Source organism: Vibrio rhodolitus (assembly GCF_003350325.1).
Lineage (GTDB): Bacteria > Pseudomonadota > Gammaproteobacteria > Enterobacterales > Vibrionaceae > Vibrio > Vibrio rhodolitus.
This window is the reverse complement of the sequence record NZ_QLYZ01000002.1, coordinates 320106-338965: the sequence shown is the minus strand read 5'-3', so window position 1 is coordinate 338965 and position 18860 is coordinate 320106. Positions and strand designations below refer to the sequence as shown.

Genomic DNA, 18860 nt, shown 5'->3' with positions numbered 1-18860 from the left:
ATTAATTATCCTCACTGACAACAAATAAGACGTTAGCATTCGCTGGTAGAGATGTTATTGGGGCGTAGCCAATCCGATTCGGCTTTTCTTCCATCCATTCAATCAAGCTTTGAACTTCTGATTGTGAGATCTCTTTGGGGGGACGGGCTTTACCGGAGAAAGATAGTGCTGCCCAATGCGCATTCATTTGCGCAGTATTTTTACCTAACAGATAACGATAAAACTCCTCGCGCTCAGAGCTATTTGCTGGCCAATCAGAGAGTTCGAAACGTTGTCCATTAATTGATTTCGCTTTGCCTCGGTAAAGCTTGCGCGCTTTTAACACAGACATTTTTTCGAACGAATCGTTGAGTGTGAAAATGGCGTATTGTTCTGCGGCGAGCGCGTGTGAGGGTAGAGAAACCCCAAATGCGATCGCGCATAGCAGCAGCGAGATGATTCTCGCAGGTATGTGATGCACAACTTGTCTTAACTGTTCCATGGAATTAGTCCTAGCCTCAGACGACGTTTTCAATTTTATCTATGAGAAGTTTTTTTCTTACTGGCTTGGCAAGATAAGCATCCATTCCTGAGTCATAGCAGCGTTGAATGTCGTCATCAATTACACTGGCGGTAAGAGCAATAATGGGTGTTTTTGCGATGCCCTGTTTTTTTTCAAGACGACGAATTTCGCGTGTTGCTTCGAATCCATCTTTTACTGGCATCATGCAATCCATCAGAATCACTTGATAGTCTTGTTGGTGTCGATACATATCAACGGCAATCTGACCATTTTCTGCGATATCGTAGTCATAGCCTGCCTTTTCAAGGATGAGGGAAGCAACCTTTTGGTTGACGGTATTATCTTCGACTAACAGTACTTTCCCTGTGCCGGTATCTTGTTGAGTAACTTCGAACTCCTCTGGCTGGTTTTCGTCATCTACTGGCAGTTTGGGTTCAATCTTTATGTGTTCGCAGATTTTGACTAATAAGGCATCGGCTTTAAATGGTTTGGCAAGATAATCGTTCATGCCTGCGTTGAAGCATAACTCGATATCTTCATCGAGCACGCTCGCGGTTAGAGCGATAATTGGTACTTTGCGAGATTGCTTACTTTCAAATTCACGAATTTGTTTAGTTGCTTCAAAGCCATCCATAATTGGCATCATGCAATCCATCAGAATTAAAGAGTAGAATTCTGGATGTGAAATATACATTTGGACGGCTTCCGCGCCATCGTGAGCAATCTCGTATTCAATGCCTGCGTTAGAAAGGTGCAAACCTGCAATTTTTCGATTAACGGCGTTATCCTCTACCACTAGAATTCGCTTACTACAGTTGTCTTCCTCAACAAGATGAACTTCTGGGTTAACGACATCGATAGTGCGCGAGGTGATGGCTTTTAGTAGCCGTTGACCAAGTAGAGGTTGAGTTACAATAGATTGAATATCACTCGGAAATTCATGAGGTTGACTACTAAACGGTCTCACAATACACACGTGATGGAGGTGAGATAAGTGCTTTAAGTCATCTTCGTAGAGTGAAACGGATTCCGTTTCTGATTCAACCAAGACAGTGGTATGAGCAAGGGTTGGTGTATGGTCTGTGTAATCTTTTAAATGATCAAATTCAGCCGTGATTATCTGATGGAAAAATTCCAGTTCTTGACGCACTCGTTGTCGGTTAACTGCATCACTACCAATCAAGCATATATTGGTCTGAGGTGTACTTTTTGAGCTGAAATCAAGTTGTTCTACTTCGAGTTGTAAGTTAAAAAAGAAGCGGCTACCGACATTTTTCTCTGACTCAAGTTGTATCTTACCGCCCATCATCTCTACTAACTGAGTGCTAATGGCTAAGCCCAAACCTGTTCCGCCAAACTGACGAGTTGTTGAGTCATCCTCTTGAGCAAACGGCTTGAATATCTGCTGTTGCTTGTGGGGATCAATTCCAATGCCAGTATCGCGTACTGAAAACTCGAGATTGACTTGCTGCGGAGATAAGCTTTTTGTTTCGACAGCAATTTCGACACTGCCAGATGGAGTAAACTTGACTGCATTAGACATAAAGTTCATGAGTGTTTGGCGTAGACGGTGATCATCCACTAACACCTTGTATGGTGTATCTGAGCTAATGGAAACAAGAAGGTTGAGGTCTTTTTCTTTTACTTTAGGAGCAATGATCGCTGCGACATCATAAATAACCTCACGAATAGAAGTTGAATGATGACTGATGAGCAACATACCCGATTCAATTTTTGAAAAATCGAGAATATCGTTAATCAAACTAAGTAAAAGCTGAGAAGAAGTCTCTATGGTATCGACATAGTCGCGTTGTGCAGCGGAGAGCTGGGTCTCTGAAAGCACTTCCGAAATACCTATAACACCATTGAGTGGAGTGCGAATTTCATGAGACATATTGGCCAGGAAGCTACTTTTAGCACGGTTGGCTCTTATTGCTGCATCTTTGGCTTGCTCCGCATCTTCTTTTGCTTGAGTTAAGCGTTCATTGGCGAGTTTGCGCTCTATCGTCAATCTTTCCACTTCATGGGCAAAACGACCGAGTTCATCTTTCCCCGGCACTGATAGGGTAAGCTGCTCGGTATTGTGGCTATCCTCTGATTTGAGGTAATCAAGCACAAGGTTGAGGTTTTGGGTAATGTGTCGAGTGAGTTTAAAGGCGATATAAACCACCGCCAGTGTCAGCAAAAACACCAAGCAGATATAGGCGATTCGAGTTGTTTGTGCTTGTTGTATCGAGGCGTCGATACTTTGAATGATTTGAAACTCGATAGTTTTACCAACATCGTTAAGTAGCTTTAGACGCGCATTCATTGCTTCGCTGCCGAGTTGTATTGCCCGGCTATTTAAAGAGGCGAGGGAAGTCAGTGAGGCTAAATCTTGTCGAAATGCTTGGCTGTTAGTAAAAGCAGAGTTAGTAAAGGTTTTGATCATCAACTCGACTTGTTCAGCATTGGCATTAAGATTGACGAAGCGTTCAATGTAGAGTTGTTGGCGTTCACTGAGTGTTTGCAGTTGATCGCGAATATCTTGATCGTACTCGCCATACTGTTGAAATGACTGCACCAGTACATTGCTCAGTTGGGTTTCCTCGTTCGCCCAAAAGAGCATCCACTCGAGTTGCATAAGTGCTTTGATATTATTCTGAATATCTGCTGGCAGTTGGGAAAAGTCGATCATTTCGAGGCTCAACAATAGTTGATGGTATATCTCCGCTTGCCATTCGTAATTGTCGAGCTTGTCTTCCAGAGAGAGGTTCTTACTCAGCTCTTGGCGTGTTGAGATTAAGTTTTGTACGGCATCGCGAATTTCTGGAGCGACGGGCGCATCATATGTCTTGGGGATCAGTTGATTGAGAGATGAGGAAGACAGACCATTGTCGTTTGGCGAGTAGACACCAGACACTCCGCGCAGAAAAGTTGTGGTGTTGGTTGCTCGAACGAGAGATTCTGTGTTTTTATTGAGTGCACTTATCTGCACCAAAGCGAGATAAATCAGCAGTGCAATCGGCAAAAATACCAAACCATATAATTTGTATTTTAGCGAAACGTCTTGCCACCAACTCCATGTGCTCATTATTAAGATTATCCGGTTAAAGCCAACTGATATGAAAAGTGTAGAACAGCCATCTGGTTAATCTAGTGTAACTTAGTGATCTTTATTTCATTTTTTGGACTGTGTGGAAAATGCTTAAAATTAAATTTGACAGTTGAGCAAGTGGTGAATCAAGTCTGGAGAGCTGATAGTGCCAATTGGAAACAGAAGTTTTAGCGGATACGGCAGAGGAATTAATTTCGCACTACACTTATAAGCAATGCCCGTATTTGTGGCAGGATTCGCTTTGAAATACGCTGGACACAAGGAGTCGTTATGTTAGGTGAAAATCATTCCTTATTACATGAATTTCCAGAACATGGAGAGGTCATCCATCAACTAACCAAGAGTGACATGTCATTCGCGAATGATGTCAAAGAGTACAATTCACTTGATAAAGAAATAAGAGTTCTCGAACTAAGAGGTGCACCGATAGATGATGCTGAAATGAATAAGTTGAAGCATAGCCGAGCCGTGCTTAAAGACTCTCTTTACCAACGTATCAGTAAATAAAAAAACACCCGCCGTTTGGCGGGTGTTTCGTTTTTGCGTGGTTTATGCAAGCAATTCGTTTGCTGTGCTCACAACGTTTTCTACTGTGAAGCCAAACATTTCGAACAGTTGATCAGCTGGCGCTGACTCACCAAAGGTCGTCATGCCGATGATGCGACCATCAAAGCCAACGTACTTGTACCAGAAGTCAGCAATGCCCGCTTCAATTGCGATACGTGCAGTTACATCTGATGGCAGTACTGATTCACGGTAAGCTGCATCTTGCTTATCAAATGCATCAGTTGATGGCATTGATACCACACGTACCGCTTTACCTGCTGCTGTTAGCTCTTCTGCCGCTTTCACTGCAAGTTCAACTTCAGAACCTGTTGCGATTAGGATTAGCTCAGGTTTGCCAGTGCAATCTTTAAGGATGTAACCACCCTTAGCGATGTCAGCCACTTGCTCAGAAGAGCGTGGTTGCTGCGCTAGGTTTTGGCGCGAGAAGATCAATGCTGATGGACCATCTTTACGCTCAATTGCCAGTTTCCAAGCTACTGCTGACTCAACTTGGTCACATGGACGCCATGTGCTCATGTTTGGTGTTAGACGTAGAGACGCGATTTGCTCAACCGGTTGGTGAGTTGGACCATCTTCGCCAAGACCGATAGAGTCGTGCGTGTAAACTTGGATGTTCTGAATTTTCATCAGAGCAGCCATGCGCATTGCGTTACGTGCGTATTCCATGAACATTAGGAAAGTTGCACCGTAAGGGACAAAACCGCCGTGTAGCGCGATACCGTTCATGATCGCGGTCATACCGAACTCACGTACACCGTAGTGGATGTAGTTACCAGAGAAGTCGTTTGCTTCTAGAGATTTAGAACCCGACCACATGGTTAGGTTAGAAGGCGCTAGGTCAGCAGAGCCGCCCATAAATTCTGGTAGCATTTGACCAAATGCTTCTAGTGCATTTTGCGATGCTTTACGTGATGCGATGTTCGCAGGATTTGCTTGAAGATCAGCAATGATTTGGCTTGCTTTCTCTTCCCACTCTGCAGGCAGTTCGCCGTTGATACGACGTTTAAGCTCTGCCGCTTCTGCAGGGTATGCCGCTGCGTACGCGTCAAATTTTGCGTTCCAAGCCGCTTCTTTGTCAGCGCCTGCTGCTTTTGCATCCCACTGCGAGTATACGTCAGCTGGGATTTCAAATGCTGGGTGTTCCCAACCTAGGAATTCGCGCGCTGCTGCGATTTCTTCTGCGCCTAGTGGTGCACCGTGGCAGTCGTGTGAACCTGATTTGTTTGGCGAGCCAAAACCGATGATAGTTTTAGTACAAATTAACGTTGGGCGTGGGTCTGCTTTCGCTGCGATGATTGCAGCATTGATCGCTTCAGCATCGTGACCATCCACCGCTGGGATTACGTGCCAGCCGTATGCTTCAAAGCGTTTCGGTGTATCATCTGAGAACCAACCTTCTACGTGACCGTCGATAGAGATACCGTTGTCATCCCAGAATGCGATTAGCTTACCAAGACCAAGCGTACCAGCTAGAGAACATGCCTCGTGCGAGATACCTTCCATTAGACAGCCGTCACCCATGAACACGTAAGTGTGGTGATCAACAATGTCGTGACCTTCTTTATTGAACTGAGCAGCCAGTGCCTTCTCAGCCATTGCCATACCAACCGCGTTGGTGATGCCTTGACCTAGAGGACCCGTGGTTGTTTCGATACCTGGTGCGTAACCATACTCAGGGTGACCAGGCGTCTTAGAGTGCAATTGACGGAAGTTTTTCAGATCATCAATAGATAGCTCGTAACCACTTAGGTGTAGTAGAGAGTAAATTAGCATTGAGCCGTGACCGTTAGACAGTACGAAGCGGTCGCGATCAGCCCATTCTGGGTTTGCTGGGTTATGGTTTAGGTGAGAGCGCCAAAGAACTTCAGCGATGTCCGCCATACCCATAGGTGCGCCAGGGTGACCAGAGTTTGCTTGTTGTACACCGTCCATGCTTAGCGCACGGATTGCATTAGCTAAATGTTTACGATCCATAATAAATACCAGATAGAGTTAATTTCTAAATTAGGAAAAGAAGAGGGGAACGCAAACGTTCCCCTTATTTTATTCGTTGGATTACAGCTTAGCTGCGATCATTTCTTCAAGTTTGCCTTGGTCTACCGCGAAGTTGCGGATGCCTTCTGCCAGTTTCTCAACTGCCATTGCATCTTGGTTATGATCCCATAGGAACTCAGCGTGAGTCATTGCCGATGGACGCTCAGATGCGCCTTTAGAGTCAATCAGCTTCTCAACCACTTCGCCTTCAGCCGCTTCTAGTTCAGCAAGAAGTGCAGGTGCGATAGTTAGACGGTCACAGCCAGCAAGTTCAAGAATTTCGCCGATGTTACGGAAGCTTGCACCCATTACAACCGTGTTGTAGCCGTATTCTTTGTAGTAGTTGTAGATAGTGGTTACAGATAGTACGCCTGGATCTTCTTGTGCTTCGAAATCACGACCTTCTTTCGCTTTGTACCAGTCCATGATGCGACCGACGAAAGGAGAAATTAGGAATACGCTGGCTTCAGCACAAGCACGCGCTTGAGCAAATGAGAATAGTAGCGTTAGGTTACAGTTGATGCCTTCTTTCTCTAGGATTTCTGCCGCGCGGATACCTTCCCAAGTTGACGCTAGTTTGATCAGAATGCGATCGTTAGTGATACCCGCATCGTTGTACATCTTGATAAGCTGACGAGCTTTAGCAACGCTCGCTTCGGTGTCGTAAGAAAGACGCGCATCTACTTCTGTAGAGATGCGACCAGGAATAGTCGTCAGGATTTCTTTACCGATATTTACTGCAAGCATGTCACAAGCATCTTGTACTTGTTGCGCTTTGTCAGAACTTTGAGTTTTCGCGTATGCGATAGCTTGGTCGATAAGTGGTGCGTACTCAGCAATTTGAGCCGCTTTTAGAATTAGAGATGGGTTGGTTGTCGCATCTTCTGGCTGGTACTTTTTAATTGCGTCAATTTCGCCAGTATCTGCAACAACTGTGGTTAGCTTACGAAGTTGCTCTAATTTATTGCTCATAATCGATCATCCTATTTCTTTGTCAGTGCTCAATCTTGGGTTAGCCCTGACATTTGCAAGCGAGTTAACGAATAGTTCATGGATAAAAATAGACCGTCTCTACACGTTAACAGAAATCTTTTTATCTGAAGAGCATTTGCTCTGAGCATTTGATCTTCTGATGAGTAAATGATGGATTCATATTTATCTTAATAACTGACAAAGTCAATTGTGGAGTGCTCAATTAGGTGAACTAAATCAAGATTATTTTCGTTAGCTTATCTCATATTGCTAAATAAACGTTTGCCTTTGCAGGGCGGGGCTTGCAGTGAACTAAAGATAAGAGATTAAATCTGTGAGCAAGTGTCATTGTGCTGAGCGAAAGTTAGGGTAAAATGCAGGTGTTACATATGCTAGGTCAATGAGCGGTTGCTCATGTTTGCGTACAATCCATCTCAGCAAACTGCTTATCTTTTTTATGAGTATTTAAAGTTTATGGCGAACATTAACCAAGACAGTTCCTTAGATAGCACCGACTTGCTTACCGAAATCTCGGTGGCTTACTACCAAGATGGTGCAACGCAAGAAGAGATCTCAAAGAAGTTTTCAATTTCTCGAGCCAAAGTAGGGCGACTACTCAAACAAGCTCGCGATGAAGGCATTGTCGAAATTACTGTGAAATATCACCCGGTATTTAGCGCTAAGATTGAACAGCGCTTGATTGATCGCTTTGGTGTTAAGCGTGCATTGGTGGCTTTAGATCAGCCAAGCGAAGAGCAACAACGACTTCAAGTGGCAGGTTTAGTTTCAAAATACCTTGCGAGTACACTACAAAATGGCACGGTAATGACGGTTGGGCAGGGAAGAAACGTGTCGGCAGTGGCGCACCATGTCGGTGTTATCCCGCAGAAAGATGTCAAATTTGTTTGTGGTATCGGTGGTATTCACCCGCGAGGCGGTATGTTTAATGCTGACCACATTTGTCGCCAATTTGCCAAAAGTTATGGCGGCAGTTCTGAAACGCTTTATGCTCCCGCTTATGCGGAAAACCGCGAACAGAAACTCGCATTTATGCAAAATGCGACGGTTAAGCAAACATTAGACTTAGCACGTAAAGCCGATGTTGCTTTGGTTGGTATTGGCGACATGAGTGAGAACAGCTATATGGTGGACTTAGGCTGGTTTACCGCAGACGAAGTTGTTCAGTCGCGTATGTTACAAGGGGTAGTAGGTGATTTTGCCGGTTATGACTTCTTTGATATTCACGGCGTAGCAGCATCGACGGTGATGAGCGATCGTGTGATTGGCTTGGGCATTGATGAGTTTAAATCGATTTCCGAAGTGATCGCGATAGCGGCTGAAAATAGTAAACCGCTGGCATTGCTTGGAGCACTGCGAACCGGAGCGATTGATGTGATTGCAACCAGCGTAAGTAATGCATTGACAGTGCTAAACCTAGATGAACAAATCGCAGAGAGTAAGCAGTAATAATTGCTGCTGTTTTTAACTAAAGAACCCCAGGCTGATGCTGGGGTTTTTGCTATATGAGAACGAAGCAATGCAGCTATGAACCTTATTCGATAGGGAGATCGACGCGTTGTCCCCATTCAGTCCAAGAGCCATCATAAACGGATAACTTCTGATAGCCGCAAATATACGCCGCAAGTAATAAGATAGCGGCAGTCACGCCTGAACCACAGCTAAAAATAAACTGCTTATCTTTATCTCCAAGCGCTGATTCAATAATGGGCTGTAGCTGTTCAACGCTCTTTATTTTAGTGCCTTGAATGAGCTCGGCAAAGGGTAGACAAATGGAATTAGGAATATGACCGCTGCGCACACCTTGGCGCGGCTCAGGGACTTCTTTGTTAAAACGCGCTTTTGAGCGAGCATCAACCGTCAAACTTTGGCTGTTATCAATCTCTGCGAGTACTTGCTCTGCGGATAAAAAGCCGTTTGGACTGAGTTGACCGTCAAAATGCCCAATTGCGCTCGCCTCGGCGTATTCCGTTGTGGTGGCAAAGCCTGCCTCTTTCCACGCTGGTAGACCACCATCAAGAATAACCACTTGGTTATGTCCCATTGTTTTGAACATCCACCATGCGCGTGGCGCGGCTAATGTACCGCTGTTATCGTAAACCACGATCGTCGACTCATTGTCTAAGCCCAATGCGCGAGCTTGTTGATTAAAATGTGCTTGCGTCGGCATCATATGAGGCAGTGGTGAGTTTTGGTCGCAGAATACTTTGTCGTAGTCAAAGCGCAGTGCGCCAGGAATTTTGTTTATTTTATCTTTCTCACCTTCTGCTGGGATTTGGAACTCAATACTTGCATCAAGGATGACAACTTGCGCATTTTGCTCTTTCAGCTGAGCTAATTGTTCGGCGGTGATGAGTGGAAACATAACAGTCCTTTATCGTGTGTTTATCGTTAAGATAAAAATGTGGTGACAATGTCACTTTTGTTGGTTTGGCTGTTTGGGATAACAAGTTTTAAAACGATAGGTTTCTTCGCTTTGAAATAATGTACACTCAACATCTACTTCAACGTCTGAGCCTTGCGGACAGTCAATATTAGCCGGCGAGCTAATTAAAAGCGTACGTTGATCTGGGGTGATGACATTAAGGTAGCGTCGATGACCATCGAGCGATTGGGTTAATGTTTGCGAGATAACGGTTGCATGTAGTGTTTGTGTCGTCTGCTTGGTTTTTAGTAGCAATAAACTGGCTAGCAGTAGGCAAGCAAACAAAAAAGCGATAAGAAAAATTTTCGGGTTATTCATTCCTTGCCTTTCTCCTTATCGCCTTTGCTTGAATTTAATCCAACGGATTATTTAGCCACATACTGAGCAGTTCGGCATCTTCATTAATCCCATGTCACGCCATGACATTGTCATCGCATCGAGGATCAAAATTTTGCCTTGTTTAGGTGTACCGTAGTTGGCAATCACCTTAATTGCTTCCATCGCCTGCATTGCGCCGATGATGCCAACGACAGGTGCCATTACACCCGCTTCAACGCAACTTAAAGCGCCGCCACCAAATAGGCTACTCAAACATTGGTAGCAAGGGGCATTTTCATCTTGGTAGGTAAATATGCTAATTTGACCTTCCATACGAATCGCCGCACCGGAAACCAATGGTGTTTTACTTTGGTAACATAAGCGGTTGAGTTGATTGCGGGTATCAACGTTATCTGAAGCATCGAGCACCAAAGTGTGCGCTTCAATCAATGCACGTAGTTCATCATCATTTAAGCGTCTGTCGATGGTATCCACTTTAATAAATGGATTAAGTAGCTTTAATGACTCTGCGGCTGATTGAACTTTCTTTTTGCCAATATCCGCATCATGATGAAGTACCTGACGCTGCAAGTTCGACAACTCTACGATATCATCATCAATAAGCGTCAACTTACCAATACCAGCAGTCGCGAGATACTGGCTCGATGCACATCCAAGACCGCCAGCGCCAAGAATCAAAATAGAGGCTTGCTTTAACGCTTCTTGTCCTTCGAAATCAAACTGCTTGAGTACAATCTGACGGTTGTACCTAAGCATTTCTTGATCAGATAAGATCTCCACCAGCGCTCCTAGTACAACGTCGAATTAAACAGTTGAATTTGTACGGTTTCGCCAACTTCTACGCGACCTCGTTCACGCTCTAGAACCACGAAACAGTTCGCTAGGCTCATAGAACGGAAGGCGCCAGAGCTTTGGTTGCCTGTGGTTTCAACCACAAATTTGCCTTCTTCTAGTGAGTAGATACCACGTTGGTAATCGGTACGTCCCGGTGCTTTTTTAAATGCGGTTTTAGTTGTGGCTGGAATAGATTCCGGCGCTTTCCATTCAGTGTGACCTGCAAGTTTGGCAAGCATTGGCTGCACTAAAACATACATGGTCAGTACCGCTGAAACTGGGTTGCCTGGCAGTCCACAGAACCAAGCGGTAGAGAGTTTACCAAATGCAAAAGGTTTACCCGGTTTAATCGCCAGTTTCCAAAAACCGATTTCCCCAAGTTCTTCGAGAATATCTTTGGTGTAGTCCGCTTCACCAACACTTACGCCGCCAGATGTAACTACCACATCGGCAAGCATTTGTGCTTGTTCAAATGTCTCTTTCAGTGTGTGTGGGCAATCTGGAATAATGCCGAGATCAACTGGCTCACAACCGAAGTTTTCAATTAGCGGTTTAATACCATAGCGGTTGCTGTCGTAAATTTGACCATCAGCCAGCGGCTCACCAAGAGGCTTAAGCTCGTCACCAGTCGAGAAGAAGGCAACTTTAGGTTTGCGTACTACCACAACATGGCTGACGCCAAGTGACGCGATCATCGGGATATCGCGTGGAGACAGGCGAGCACCTTTAGGCAGTACAATATCACCATGCTTAATGTCATCACCAGTTGGGCGAATATTGCTCTGAGGTTTAACTTCTTCTTGTAGAAATAGAATGCCTTGCTCGGTGACTTGGGTATTTTCTTGCATAATAACCGCATCACAACCTTCAGGGATTTTTGCTCCCGTCATGATACGCACGCACGTACCTAGCTCCCATTCACCTTCAAATGGTTGGCCAGCAAAAGATTTACCAGCAAGAGGCAGGGTGTTTGACTCTGCAAGATCGTTGATGCGAACAGCGTAGCCATCCATCGCAGAGTTATCAAAAGGTGGCACGAAAATAGGAGAGAGAATATCTTCGGCTAAAACATAACCTAATGCCTCAGCAAGCGGCAATTGTAGGGTAGTTTGAATCGGTTTAATGCGCGATAGCATTTTATCCATCGCTTCTTCGATTGGCATCAAGCCCGGAGCGTCACAGCAACCCATGTATGAATCCTAATGTCTTTCTAGTTTTGGCTAACTTTACCATACTTTCCGCGCGACAATAAGAAAGCCGTAACGTTGAATCGCCCGCAAACCAATGCCCACGCTTAAAATAGGGGTGTAATTGCCCTCAAATCCGAGTATCCTTGTCAGCCATCCGCGAGGAGTAATAAGAGGAAGTGGAATGTCAGGTCTTAGCGAATCAGCGAAGTTAGTAAAAGATGCGCTTGAAAGCCGTGGACTCGAGACACCTATGGTGCCGAGCGAGTTCAGTCGTGAAGAAAAAAAGGAAAAAATTCAATATCATATGAGAGAGATTCTATCTCTACTTGATCTTGACCTTACTGACGACAGTTTAGAAGAAACGCCGCATCGTATTGCGAAAATGTATGTCGATGAAATCTTCTCTGGTTTGGACTATCAGAACTTCCCTAAGATTACTGTCATTGAGAACAAAATGAACGTAAGCGAGATGGTGCGAGTGAAAGATATTACTCTGACCAGTACTTGTGAACATCACCTTGTTACTATTGATGGTAAGGCGGCAGTAGCGTATATTCCGCGCGGAAAGATTATTGGTTTGTCAAAAATTAACCGCATCGTACGCTTTTTCTCTCAACGCCCACAGGTACAAGAGCGTTTGACTCAGCAGATCCTAGTCGCTCTACAGACACTATTAGAGTCAGATGACGTTGCGGTGACTATCGATGCGACGCATTACTGCGTGAAATCTCGTGGTGTGATGGATGCAACCAGTGAAACGACAACCACCGCGCTAGGTGGGATCTTTAAATCCAACCCAGCAACACGAGCAGAATTTTTGCACGGTTTACGATAACCTAGGTTATCCCCAGATTACGGAAAACCGCTTCGTATGAGGCGGTTTTTTTATTTAGCCATTTTTAGCTTGCTGCATAATGCTTGGCACATACGAATAGCGATAGTTATGCAGATAGCAATTTCGACGAGAAGAGATTGTGACAGATTCATTTAAAACCCTGCCACTGAGAAACGAACTACTGACCACACTAGACACATTGGGCTACACCACAATGACGCCAATTCAAGCTCAGAGCTTGCCTGCGCTATTGGAAGGTAAAGATGTGATTGGTCAGGGTAAAACGGGCTCAGGTAAAACTGCAACGTTTTCACTTGCATTGCTAAGTAATCTAAACGTTAAGCGTTTTCGTGTACAGTCATTGGTGCTTTGTCCAACCCGTGAACTTGCTGACCAAGTAGCGAAAGAGATCCGTACGCTTGCACGCGGTATTCATAACATCAAAGTACTGACTTTGTGTGGCGGTATGCCGATGGGACCACAAATTGGTTCACTTGAACATGGCGCGCACATTTTAGTTGGTACGCCTGGTCGTATTCTTGATCACCTAAGCAAAGGTCGCATCAATCTAGATGAGCTAAATACGCTGGTACTAGATGAAGCGGACCGCATGCTTGAAATGGGCTTCCAAGAAGCATTAGATGCGGTTATCGAGCAGGCACCAAAGCAACGTCAAACGCTGCTGTTTAGTGCAACTTTTCCTAAACAAATTGAAGCGATTGCTAGCCGCATTACTAAAACACCACTGATGGTGAAAGTAGAGTCGACGCACCAAACGTCAACCATTGAGCAGTCATTCTACAAGCTAGATACCACGCAAGAGCGTGATGACGCGTTAGAAGCCTTGCTACTAACTCACCGCCCACAATCGTCGGTAGTGTTCTGTAACACTAAGAAAGAAGTGATGAACGTGACGGATGAGTTAACTCACCGTGGCTTTAGTGTGGTTGAGCTGCATGGTGACATGGAGCAACGCGAGCGCGATCAAGCGTTAACCATGTTTGCTAACAAGAGTATCTCGATTCTAGTTGCGACTGACGTAGCAGCACGTGGTCTAGACGTTGAGAATCTTGATGCGGTATTTAACTTTGAGCTTTCTCGCGATCCAGAAGTACACGTACATCGCATTGGTCGTACTGGTCGTGCGGGCGCGAAAGGTCAAGCATTTAGCTTCTATGGCGAAAAAGACGGTTACCGTGTTGCGCTGATTGAAGAGTACATGGATATCGAAGTTAGCCCGGTAGCTGCGCCTAGCAAACCAAACAGCGAACCTTTCTACGCAGAGATGACGACGATTCAAATTCTTGGCGGCAAGAAAATGAAGGTACGTGCTGGTGATATTATGGGTGCTTTGACTAAGCAAGCAGGCATTGATGGTAAGCGCATCGGTAAGATTAACATTATGGCAATGGTCTCTTACGTGGCGGTTGAAAACAGTGTAGCGAAAATTGCACTTAAACAACTGCAAAACGGTAAGATGAAAGGCAAAGCGTTTAAAGCGCGCATTATGAAATAATGCTTAACTAGCGACCTTATATACCCAAGTAACCTCGAGATGCTAGGTTCAGCGAGAATGACTTGGTTTGTAGACGCGGCGGCGATTTAAAGGTCTAGTGGGTCTAAATCAAGAATCGGCAACAAAGTATACAAGCCAAGGCAGCTCGCCCTTTGGGAGCGTGTCATTGAGTCGATTGCTGCGTCAAACAACTTGGAAAGAGCTGGCTATTACGCTGCGTTGTTTTCCTTGCTCTCGAATCAATGACAACGCTCTGAATCCTGCATCTTGAAGTCACTTGGGTATATTACAGCCCGAGCAATAAAATGCTCGGGCTTTTTCTATCGACTATTTATCACTTATACCAATCAGGATAAGTAAGTGGTCAGAAAATTGCGCAAGTAAAATCGCTTAGAACTAGGCGCAGATTGCCGCTAACTAGTTATTCTAATTACAAAATCTGCAACAACGTTATCAGCGATTTTAATCAGCAAGAATGATCAAAGACTTATGCTGATTGGTATTAAAGTTGTATCGCTGGCAGCGTTTCTATAAAAGCTGGTTAACCACAGCAACTACAGTTGCGCTTATACTTGCTCATCTTGCCGATACCAGGGTTAAAGGTATTAGTTGGGTCAAGAGAATGGTAGAACGCTTGCAGTTGCTTTTCTGCTTCATAAAGGTGCCCAACATTATGCTCAGCTGGGTATTTTGCGCCTTTCTCTGTGAGCAGTTTTAGCATCAATGATTTGATTTTCTTGGTATCGGCGCCTTTTTTGAAAATATAGTCTTGGTGGAACACGTGACACATAAAGTGCCCGTAATACAGACCCATCACCATATCTTTAGTAATTTCGTCAGGCAGCTTTTCAACCCAGCCGATATCATTGCGGCGCAGGGCAATATCAAGAGCCAAAATATCTTCCACTTCTTTGGCGTGTACCGCTTCATAACGGATCGCGGCACCCGCAGCGGCGAAGCGATGTAGCAGGGCTTTTTTACCTTCATCTGCACTGCATTCAAAGTACTCACACTCTTGTTGCTTTGACCAAACCTCAGCAAGATACTGCTTAGCCTCATCAATACCGTCATCACTCATTTTTAAGATCAAATGGTGCTCGTATTTGTCGCGATATTCGAGCATTCGCTTGGGTAAGTGCTGCGGGAAGAGTTTACTTAACCAGTAGAGGGTAATGTCTGGTAAATCTTTTGAGACAAAAGGAATTCGCTTAAGTATGGTTTCGACTTTTGCTTTAAGCGCAAAAAACTTGGGCAGGTTATCTGTGCCGAGGTGATTGATCGAAAGGAAGACGTCTTTACCGTACTTTTCTGCCAAGTTAAAAATGTCGCGGTGCATGTATTCGCCCATTTCCGGCAAATTTTTAAACTGACTTAACATGTCTCGGCGTAGCATAGTGAGCTTAGCTGGATCGTTACAGCCGATGTAGAACAGCTGTTCTTTGTCGGGAACAGGATACGTATCGACGCGAACAGCAAATACGGCTAATTTTCCGGCACAACCACTCGCTTCAAACAGTCGACGTGAATCAGCATTAAAACGAGAAGGCGTTTCAGCGTCGACATCTCGTACTCGCTGATCGTATTCGCGATCAGAAGCCATCGCTTGTGTGTGCTGGATTTGCTCAGGGCTAAAGTTACCTTTCTCAACGTTGGCGAGGATTTCTTCTGGCGTGTCACCAAGTCCATCAATGCCAAGGTGATTCACCAGTTCAAGTTTGCCTTCTTTGGTGACTTGCCCAAATAAGGCGAGCTCTGTATAAGCTGGACCACGTTTGACCAATGCGCCACCCGAGTTGTTGGCAATACCGCCGACCACGGTTGCGCCAATTGAAGAAGAGCCAATCACCGAATGAGGCGCGCGTTTAACTTGATCGAGCTGTTTACTCAGTTGGTGCAAACTCACCCCAGGTAGACTGACGATTTGTTTACCGCCATCGATAAGATGGAGTGTTTTAATTCGGGTGATGTTAATGATCACCACTTCGCGGTCGTAGTCTTCACCACTTGGTGCTGAACCCTCGGTCAAACCGGTTTTGGCAGCCTGCATGATGATAATACAGTTGGCATCAACAGCAGCTTGCAGCAAGCGCCATTGTTCGACTAGCGTGTTCGGGAAGAGCACAGCGAGTGCTTTGCCTTTACCAGAGCGAAAACCAGAGCGATAGTATTCCGTCTTGTTCTCTTGAGTTAAGACATTGTCTTTTCCGACAATTTGTTCGAATTGGTTAATCAATGCTTGGTTGTTCATGGGCTTCCTGCGTTTACGTTGCTTGGCGCTAAGAGGTGAGGCTAAGTAACAGATCTTTGTCTGAAATAATTGCTTTACAGTCTAATAACATTATTAGGGTGAAACTAGAGAGGGCGATCATGCTTTGCGCTGAAAGTGTGTTTATTTAGAACGCATTTTTAAATCAAATTTATATTTTTCAATGAGATATTTTTATTTGATTTGGCGCTATTTTCCGAAAGTCCTCTTCACTAATTCCAAAAATGACATAATTAATGCAGTGAGAGAAAAAGAGTGGTTAACTTCGGAGAGTGATGGAGATCAAACAAAAAGGAGCGTTTAAACGCTCCTTGCTTGATAGGTTAAAAATTACGCTAGCAATGGGTCAAAATTGCATTCCAGTTTTTTTGCTGCAATTTAAATTCAGCCTTCATTTCTTGATAACGCATAAGAAGCAATGAGCGCTCATACTTTTCAACCAGGTTACTCTTCTTTTGTTCAACGAGCTGCTTTTTCAGTGCGTAGAAGTCATTGAGCTTTTTCATCATCTGATCAAATTCATGTTGCAGAGTTTGTTTCAGCAGTAGTTTTTCAGGGTTATGCTCGATTCGTTTCATCGCATTTTTAAGCGCTTGTTTTGCTTTCGCCTGTTCAATTTTCAAATGGGGCGTAATGCGTAATTTGTCAGCGAGTCCGCACCATTGGAAGGTTTTGATCAGCCATTTGGTCGGATCGTACTGCCACCAGTAAATACCATTGCGGTAATCATTCTCGAAAATGTGGTGGTAGTTATGGTAACCCTCACCAAAAGTGAACACTGCAAGCACACTGTTATCACGGGCGGTGTTCTTATCGGTATAAGGTTGGCTACCCCAAATATGAGCCAGAGAGTTAATAAAGAATGTGGTGTGATGGCTTAACACTAAGCGCAATACGCCAACAATGAGTAACATACCCCAAATATCGCCATAGATAACCCCAAGCAACAATGGAAAACCAATATTGGTTAACAGCGCTAATAATAGGTAATGCTTGTGCTGCCACATCACAATCGCATCTTTTTGCAGATCGCGGCAGTTGGTGTAATCACTGTAAGTATCTTGATTGTAGTGGCGTAGCATCCAACCGATGTGTGAAAACCAGAATCCGCGTTTTGCTGAATAGGGATCTTTATCGTTGTTATCGACATGCTTGTGATGAACGCGATGGTCAGAGCTCCAATGGAGCGCACTATTTTGCAGGGCGAACGCACCACCAATCGCAAAAATAAATCGCACCACAGGATGCGCTTGATAGGCTTTATGCGACCAGAGTCGGTGGTAACCTGCAGTAATCGATAAATTACAGAATGAGAAAGCGATAACTAGCCATATCCAATGGGCAGAATCGTAACCGAAATGATAGCCATACCAAGGCGTGACAACCGCCGCAATAATAAAGCTAATTAAGAAAAGGAGAATATTTAGCCAAATAAGAGGTGGTTTTTCCGCAGAACGCATTGAAATATCCTTTAAGCGAACAAGTGTGCGCTAGAATATCAGCGTACACTTGTAAGTCAAACTGGTGTTGTTGCAAATTGTGAACATGGTGAGCTTTAGAATGTTTTGCTTTTTTTTTGTTAATGAATAGTATGGATAAAGGATTGAATCCTTACAGGAAGTAAAAAGGAAAAGGCAATGGAAATAAAAATAGCCGAATATAACGACTACGAAAGAATTGCGCACCTTCATGCGCAGAGTTGGAAGACTTATTACCAAGGAATATTGGGTAGCCAATACCTATCATCAGAAGTTATTGATGACCGTTTACTAATTTGGCAGACCCGTCTCATTAACCCACCATTTAACCAGCACGTGCTTATTGCCGAAGAGAAAGGCGAGATCTGCGGCTTTATTTGTGCGTTTGGTAATCACGATTTTGAAAAAGGCACCATCATAGATTCGCTGCATGTTGACTCTCGCTGTCGAGGTAAAGGAGTAGGCAGAGCCTTGGTTGTCGAGATGGCAAGGTGGATTGAGCAGCACTTTGCTGATACTGGTGTTTACCTAGAGGTGATGGCGCAGAACGATCAAGCAATTGGATTCTATGATCACATCGGTGGTCAAAACTCCTTGGAGCGTCAGTGGGATTCACCTTGTGGCAAACAGATCACAGAGCTTGTTTATACCTGGAGTTCGCCGTCTCAGTTACTGGAAAAACTCAATGTGAGGCAGGTTGCCTATTGATTTATTTAGAGTTCGAAATAAATTGATACAATTTCGCTATACGTCTTGATAATACTCGGACAATAAACATAGTACCGTT

General features: G+C 44.5%; 15 protein-coding genes. 5 read left to right on the top strand and 10 right to left on the bottom strand.

Features of this window, described 5'->3' with window-relative positions:
- Position 1: 1 nt before the first annotated feature.
- The gene (locus tag DPF93_RS03370) at positions 2 to 481 is read right to left on the bottom strand and encodes a hypothetical protein (RefSeq protein ID WP_114764804.1); all 480 of its coding nucleotides are present in this window, start codon (positions 479 to 481) and stop codon (positions 2 to 4) included.
- 16 nt (positions 482 to 497) lie between these two features.
- Positions 498 to 3575 carry a response regulator gene (locus tag DPF93_RS03365; protein WP_114764803.1) on the bottom strand — a complete coding sequence of 1026 codons (3078 nt, stop codon included), beginning with the start codon at positions 3573 to 3575 and terminating at the stop codon, positions 498 to 500.
- A 294-nt stretch (positions 3576 to 3869) separates the two neighbouring features.
- Between DPF93_RS03365 and DPF93_RS03360 the strand changes: the two genes are divergently transcribed.
- On the top strand, positions 3870 to 4106 hold the full coding sequence (locus tag DPF93_RS03360; protein ID WP_114764802.1) for an HP1242/YdcH family protein: 237 nt from the start codon (positions 3870 to 3872) through the stop codon (positions 4104 to 4106).
- 42 nt (positions 4107 to 4148) lie between these two features.
- On the opposite strand, the gene tkt is transcribed toward DPF93_RS03360, so the two are convergent.
- Positions 4149 to 6140, bottom strand: a complete 1992-nt coding sequence (gene tkt, locus DPF93_RS03355; RefSeq protein ID WP_114764801.1) for a transketolase — start codon at positions 6138 to 6140, stop codon at positions 4149 to 4151.
- An 81-nt stretch (positions 6141 to 6221) separates the two neighbouring features.
- The gene (gene tal, locus DPF93_RS03350) at positions 6222 to 7172 is read right to left on the bottom strand and encodes a transaldolase (RefSeq protein ID WP_114764800.1); all 951 of its coding nucleotides are present in this window, start codon (positions 7170 to 7172) and stop codon (positions 6222 to 6224) included.
- A gap of 474 nt (positions 7173 to 7646) precedes the next feature.
- Here tal and DPF93_RS03345 point away from each other — a divergent pair, with 474 nt between their 5' ends.
- Entirely contained in the window at positions 7647 to 8639 is a 993-nt protein-coding gene (locus DPF93_RS03345; RefSeq protein ID WP_114764843.1) for a sugar-binding transcriptional regulator, read from the top strand.
- An 85-nt stretch (positions 8640 to 8724) separates the two neighbouring features.
- Here the strand turns inward: DPF93_RS03345 and DPF93_RS03340 are convergent, their stop codons facing one another.
- Genes DPF93_RS03340 through moeA form a run of 4 tightly spaced genes read right to left on the bottom strand, consistent with a single transcriptional unit; the run spans position 8725 to position 11978 of the window.
- The gene (locus DPF93_RS03340; RefSeq protein WP_114764799.1) at positions 8725 to 9555 is read right to left on the bottom strand and encodes a sulfurtransferase; all 831 of its coding nucleotides are present in this window, start codon (positions 9553 to 9555) and stop codon (positions 8725 to 8727) included.
- A gap of 51 nt (positions 9556 to 9606) precedes the next feature.
- On the bottom strand, positions 9607 to 9933 hold the full coding sequence (locus DPF93_RS03335) for a hypothetical protein (RefSeq protein WP_208638752.1): 327 nt from the start codon (positions 9931 to 9933) through the stop codon (positions 9607 to 9609).
- Positions 9934 to 9984: 51 nt separating this feature from the next.
- A complete protein-coding gene (gene moeB, locus DPF93_RS03330) occupies positions 9985 to 10734 on the bottom strand; it encodes a molybdopterin-synthase adenylyltransferase MoeB (RefSeq protein ID WP_114764798.1) in 750 nt (249 codons plus the stop codon).
- A gap of 8 nt (positions 10735 to 10742) precedes the next feature.
- On the bottom strand, positions 10743 to 11978 hold the full coding sequence (gene moeA / locus DPF93_RS03325; protein WP_114764797.1) for a molybdopterin molybdotransferase MoeA: 1236 nt from the start codon (positions 11976 to 11978) through the stop codon (positions 10743 to 10745).
- 181 nt (positions 11979 to 12159) lie between these two features.
- Here moeA and folE point away from each other — a divergent pair, with 181 nt between their 5' ends.
- Both folE and dbpA read left to right on the top strand, forming a co-directional pair.
- Positions 12160 to 12813 (top strand): GTP cyclohydrolase I FolE, encoded by a 654-nt coding sequence (folE, locus tag DPF93_RS03320; protein WP_075652761.1) that lies wholly within the window; start codon positions 12160 to 12162, stop codon positions 12811 to 12813.
- 139 nt (positions 12814 to 12952) lie between these two features.
- Positions 12953 to 14329, top strand: coding sequence for an ATP-dependent RNA helicase DbpA (gene dbpA, locus DPF93_RS03315; protein ID WP_114764796.1), 1377 nt, complete (start codon positions 12953 to 12955; stop codon positions 14327 to 14329).
- Positions 14330 to 14870: 541 nt separating this feature from the next.
- On the opposite strand, the gene dld is transcribed toward dbpA, so the two are convergent.
- Positions 14871 to 16577: a D-lactate dehydrogenase gene (gene dld / locus DPF93_RS03310; protein WP_114764795.1), complete on the bottom strand. Its 1707-nt coding sequence runs from the start codon at positions 16575 to 16577 to the stop codon at positions 14871 to 14873.
- Positions 16578 to 16930: 353 nt separating this feature from the next.
- Complete coding sequence (locus DPF93_RS03305; RefSeq protein WP_114764794.1) at positions 16931 to 18055, bottom strand: acyl-CoA desaturase; 1125 nt, start codon at positions 18053 to 18055, stop codon at positions 16931 to 16933.
- A 177-nt stretch (positions 18056 to 18232) separates the two neighbouring features.
- Here DPF93_RS03305 and DPF93_RS03300 point away from each other — a divergent pair, with 177 nt between their 5' ends.
- The gene (locus DPF93_RS03300; RefSeq protein ID WP_114764793.1) at positions 18233 to 18781 is read left to right on the top strand and encodes a GNAT family N-acetyltransferase; all 549 of its coding nucleotides are present in this window, start codon (positions 18233 to 18235) and stop codon (positions 18779 to 18781) included.
- Positions 18782 to 18860: the final 79 nt, after the last annotated feature.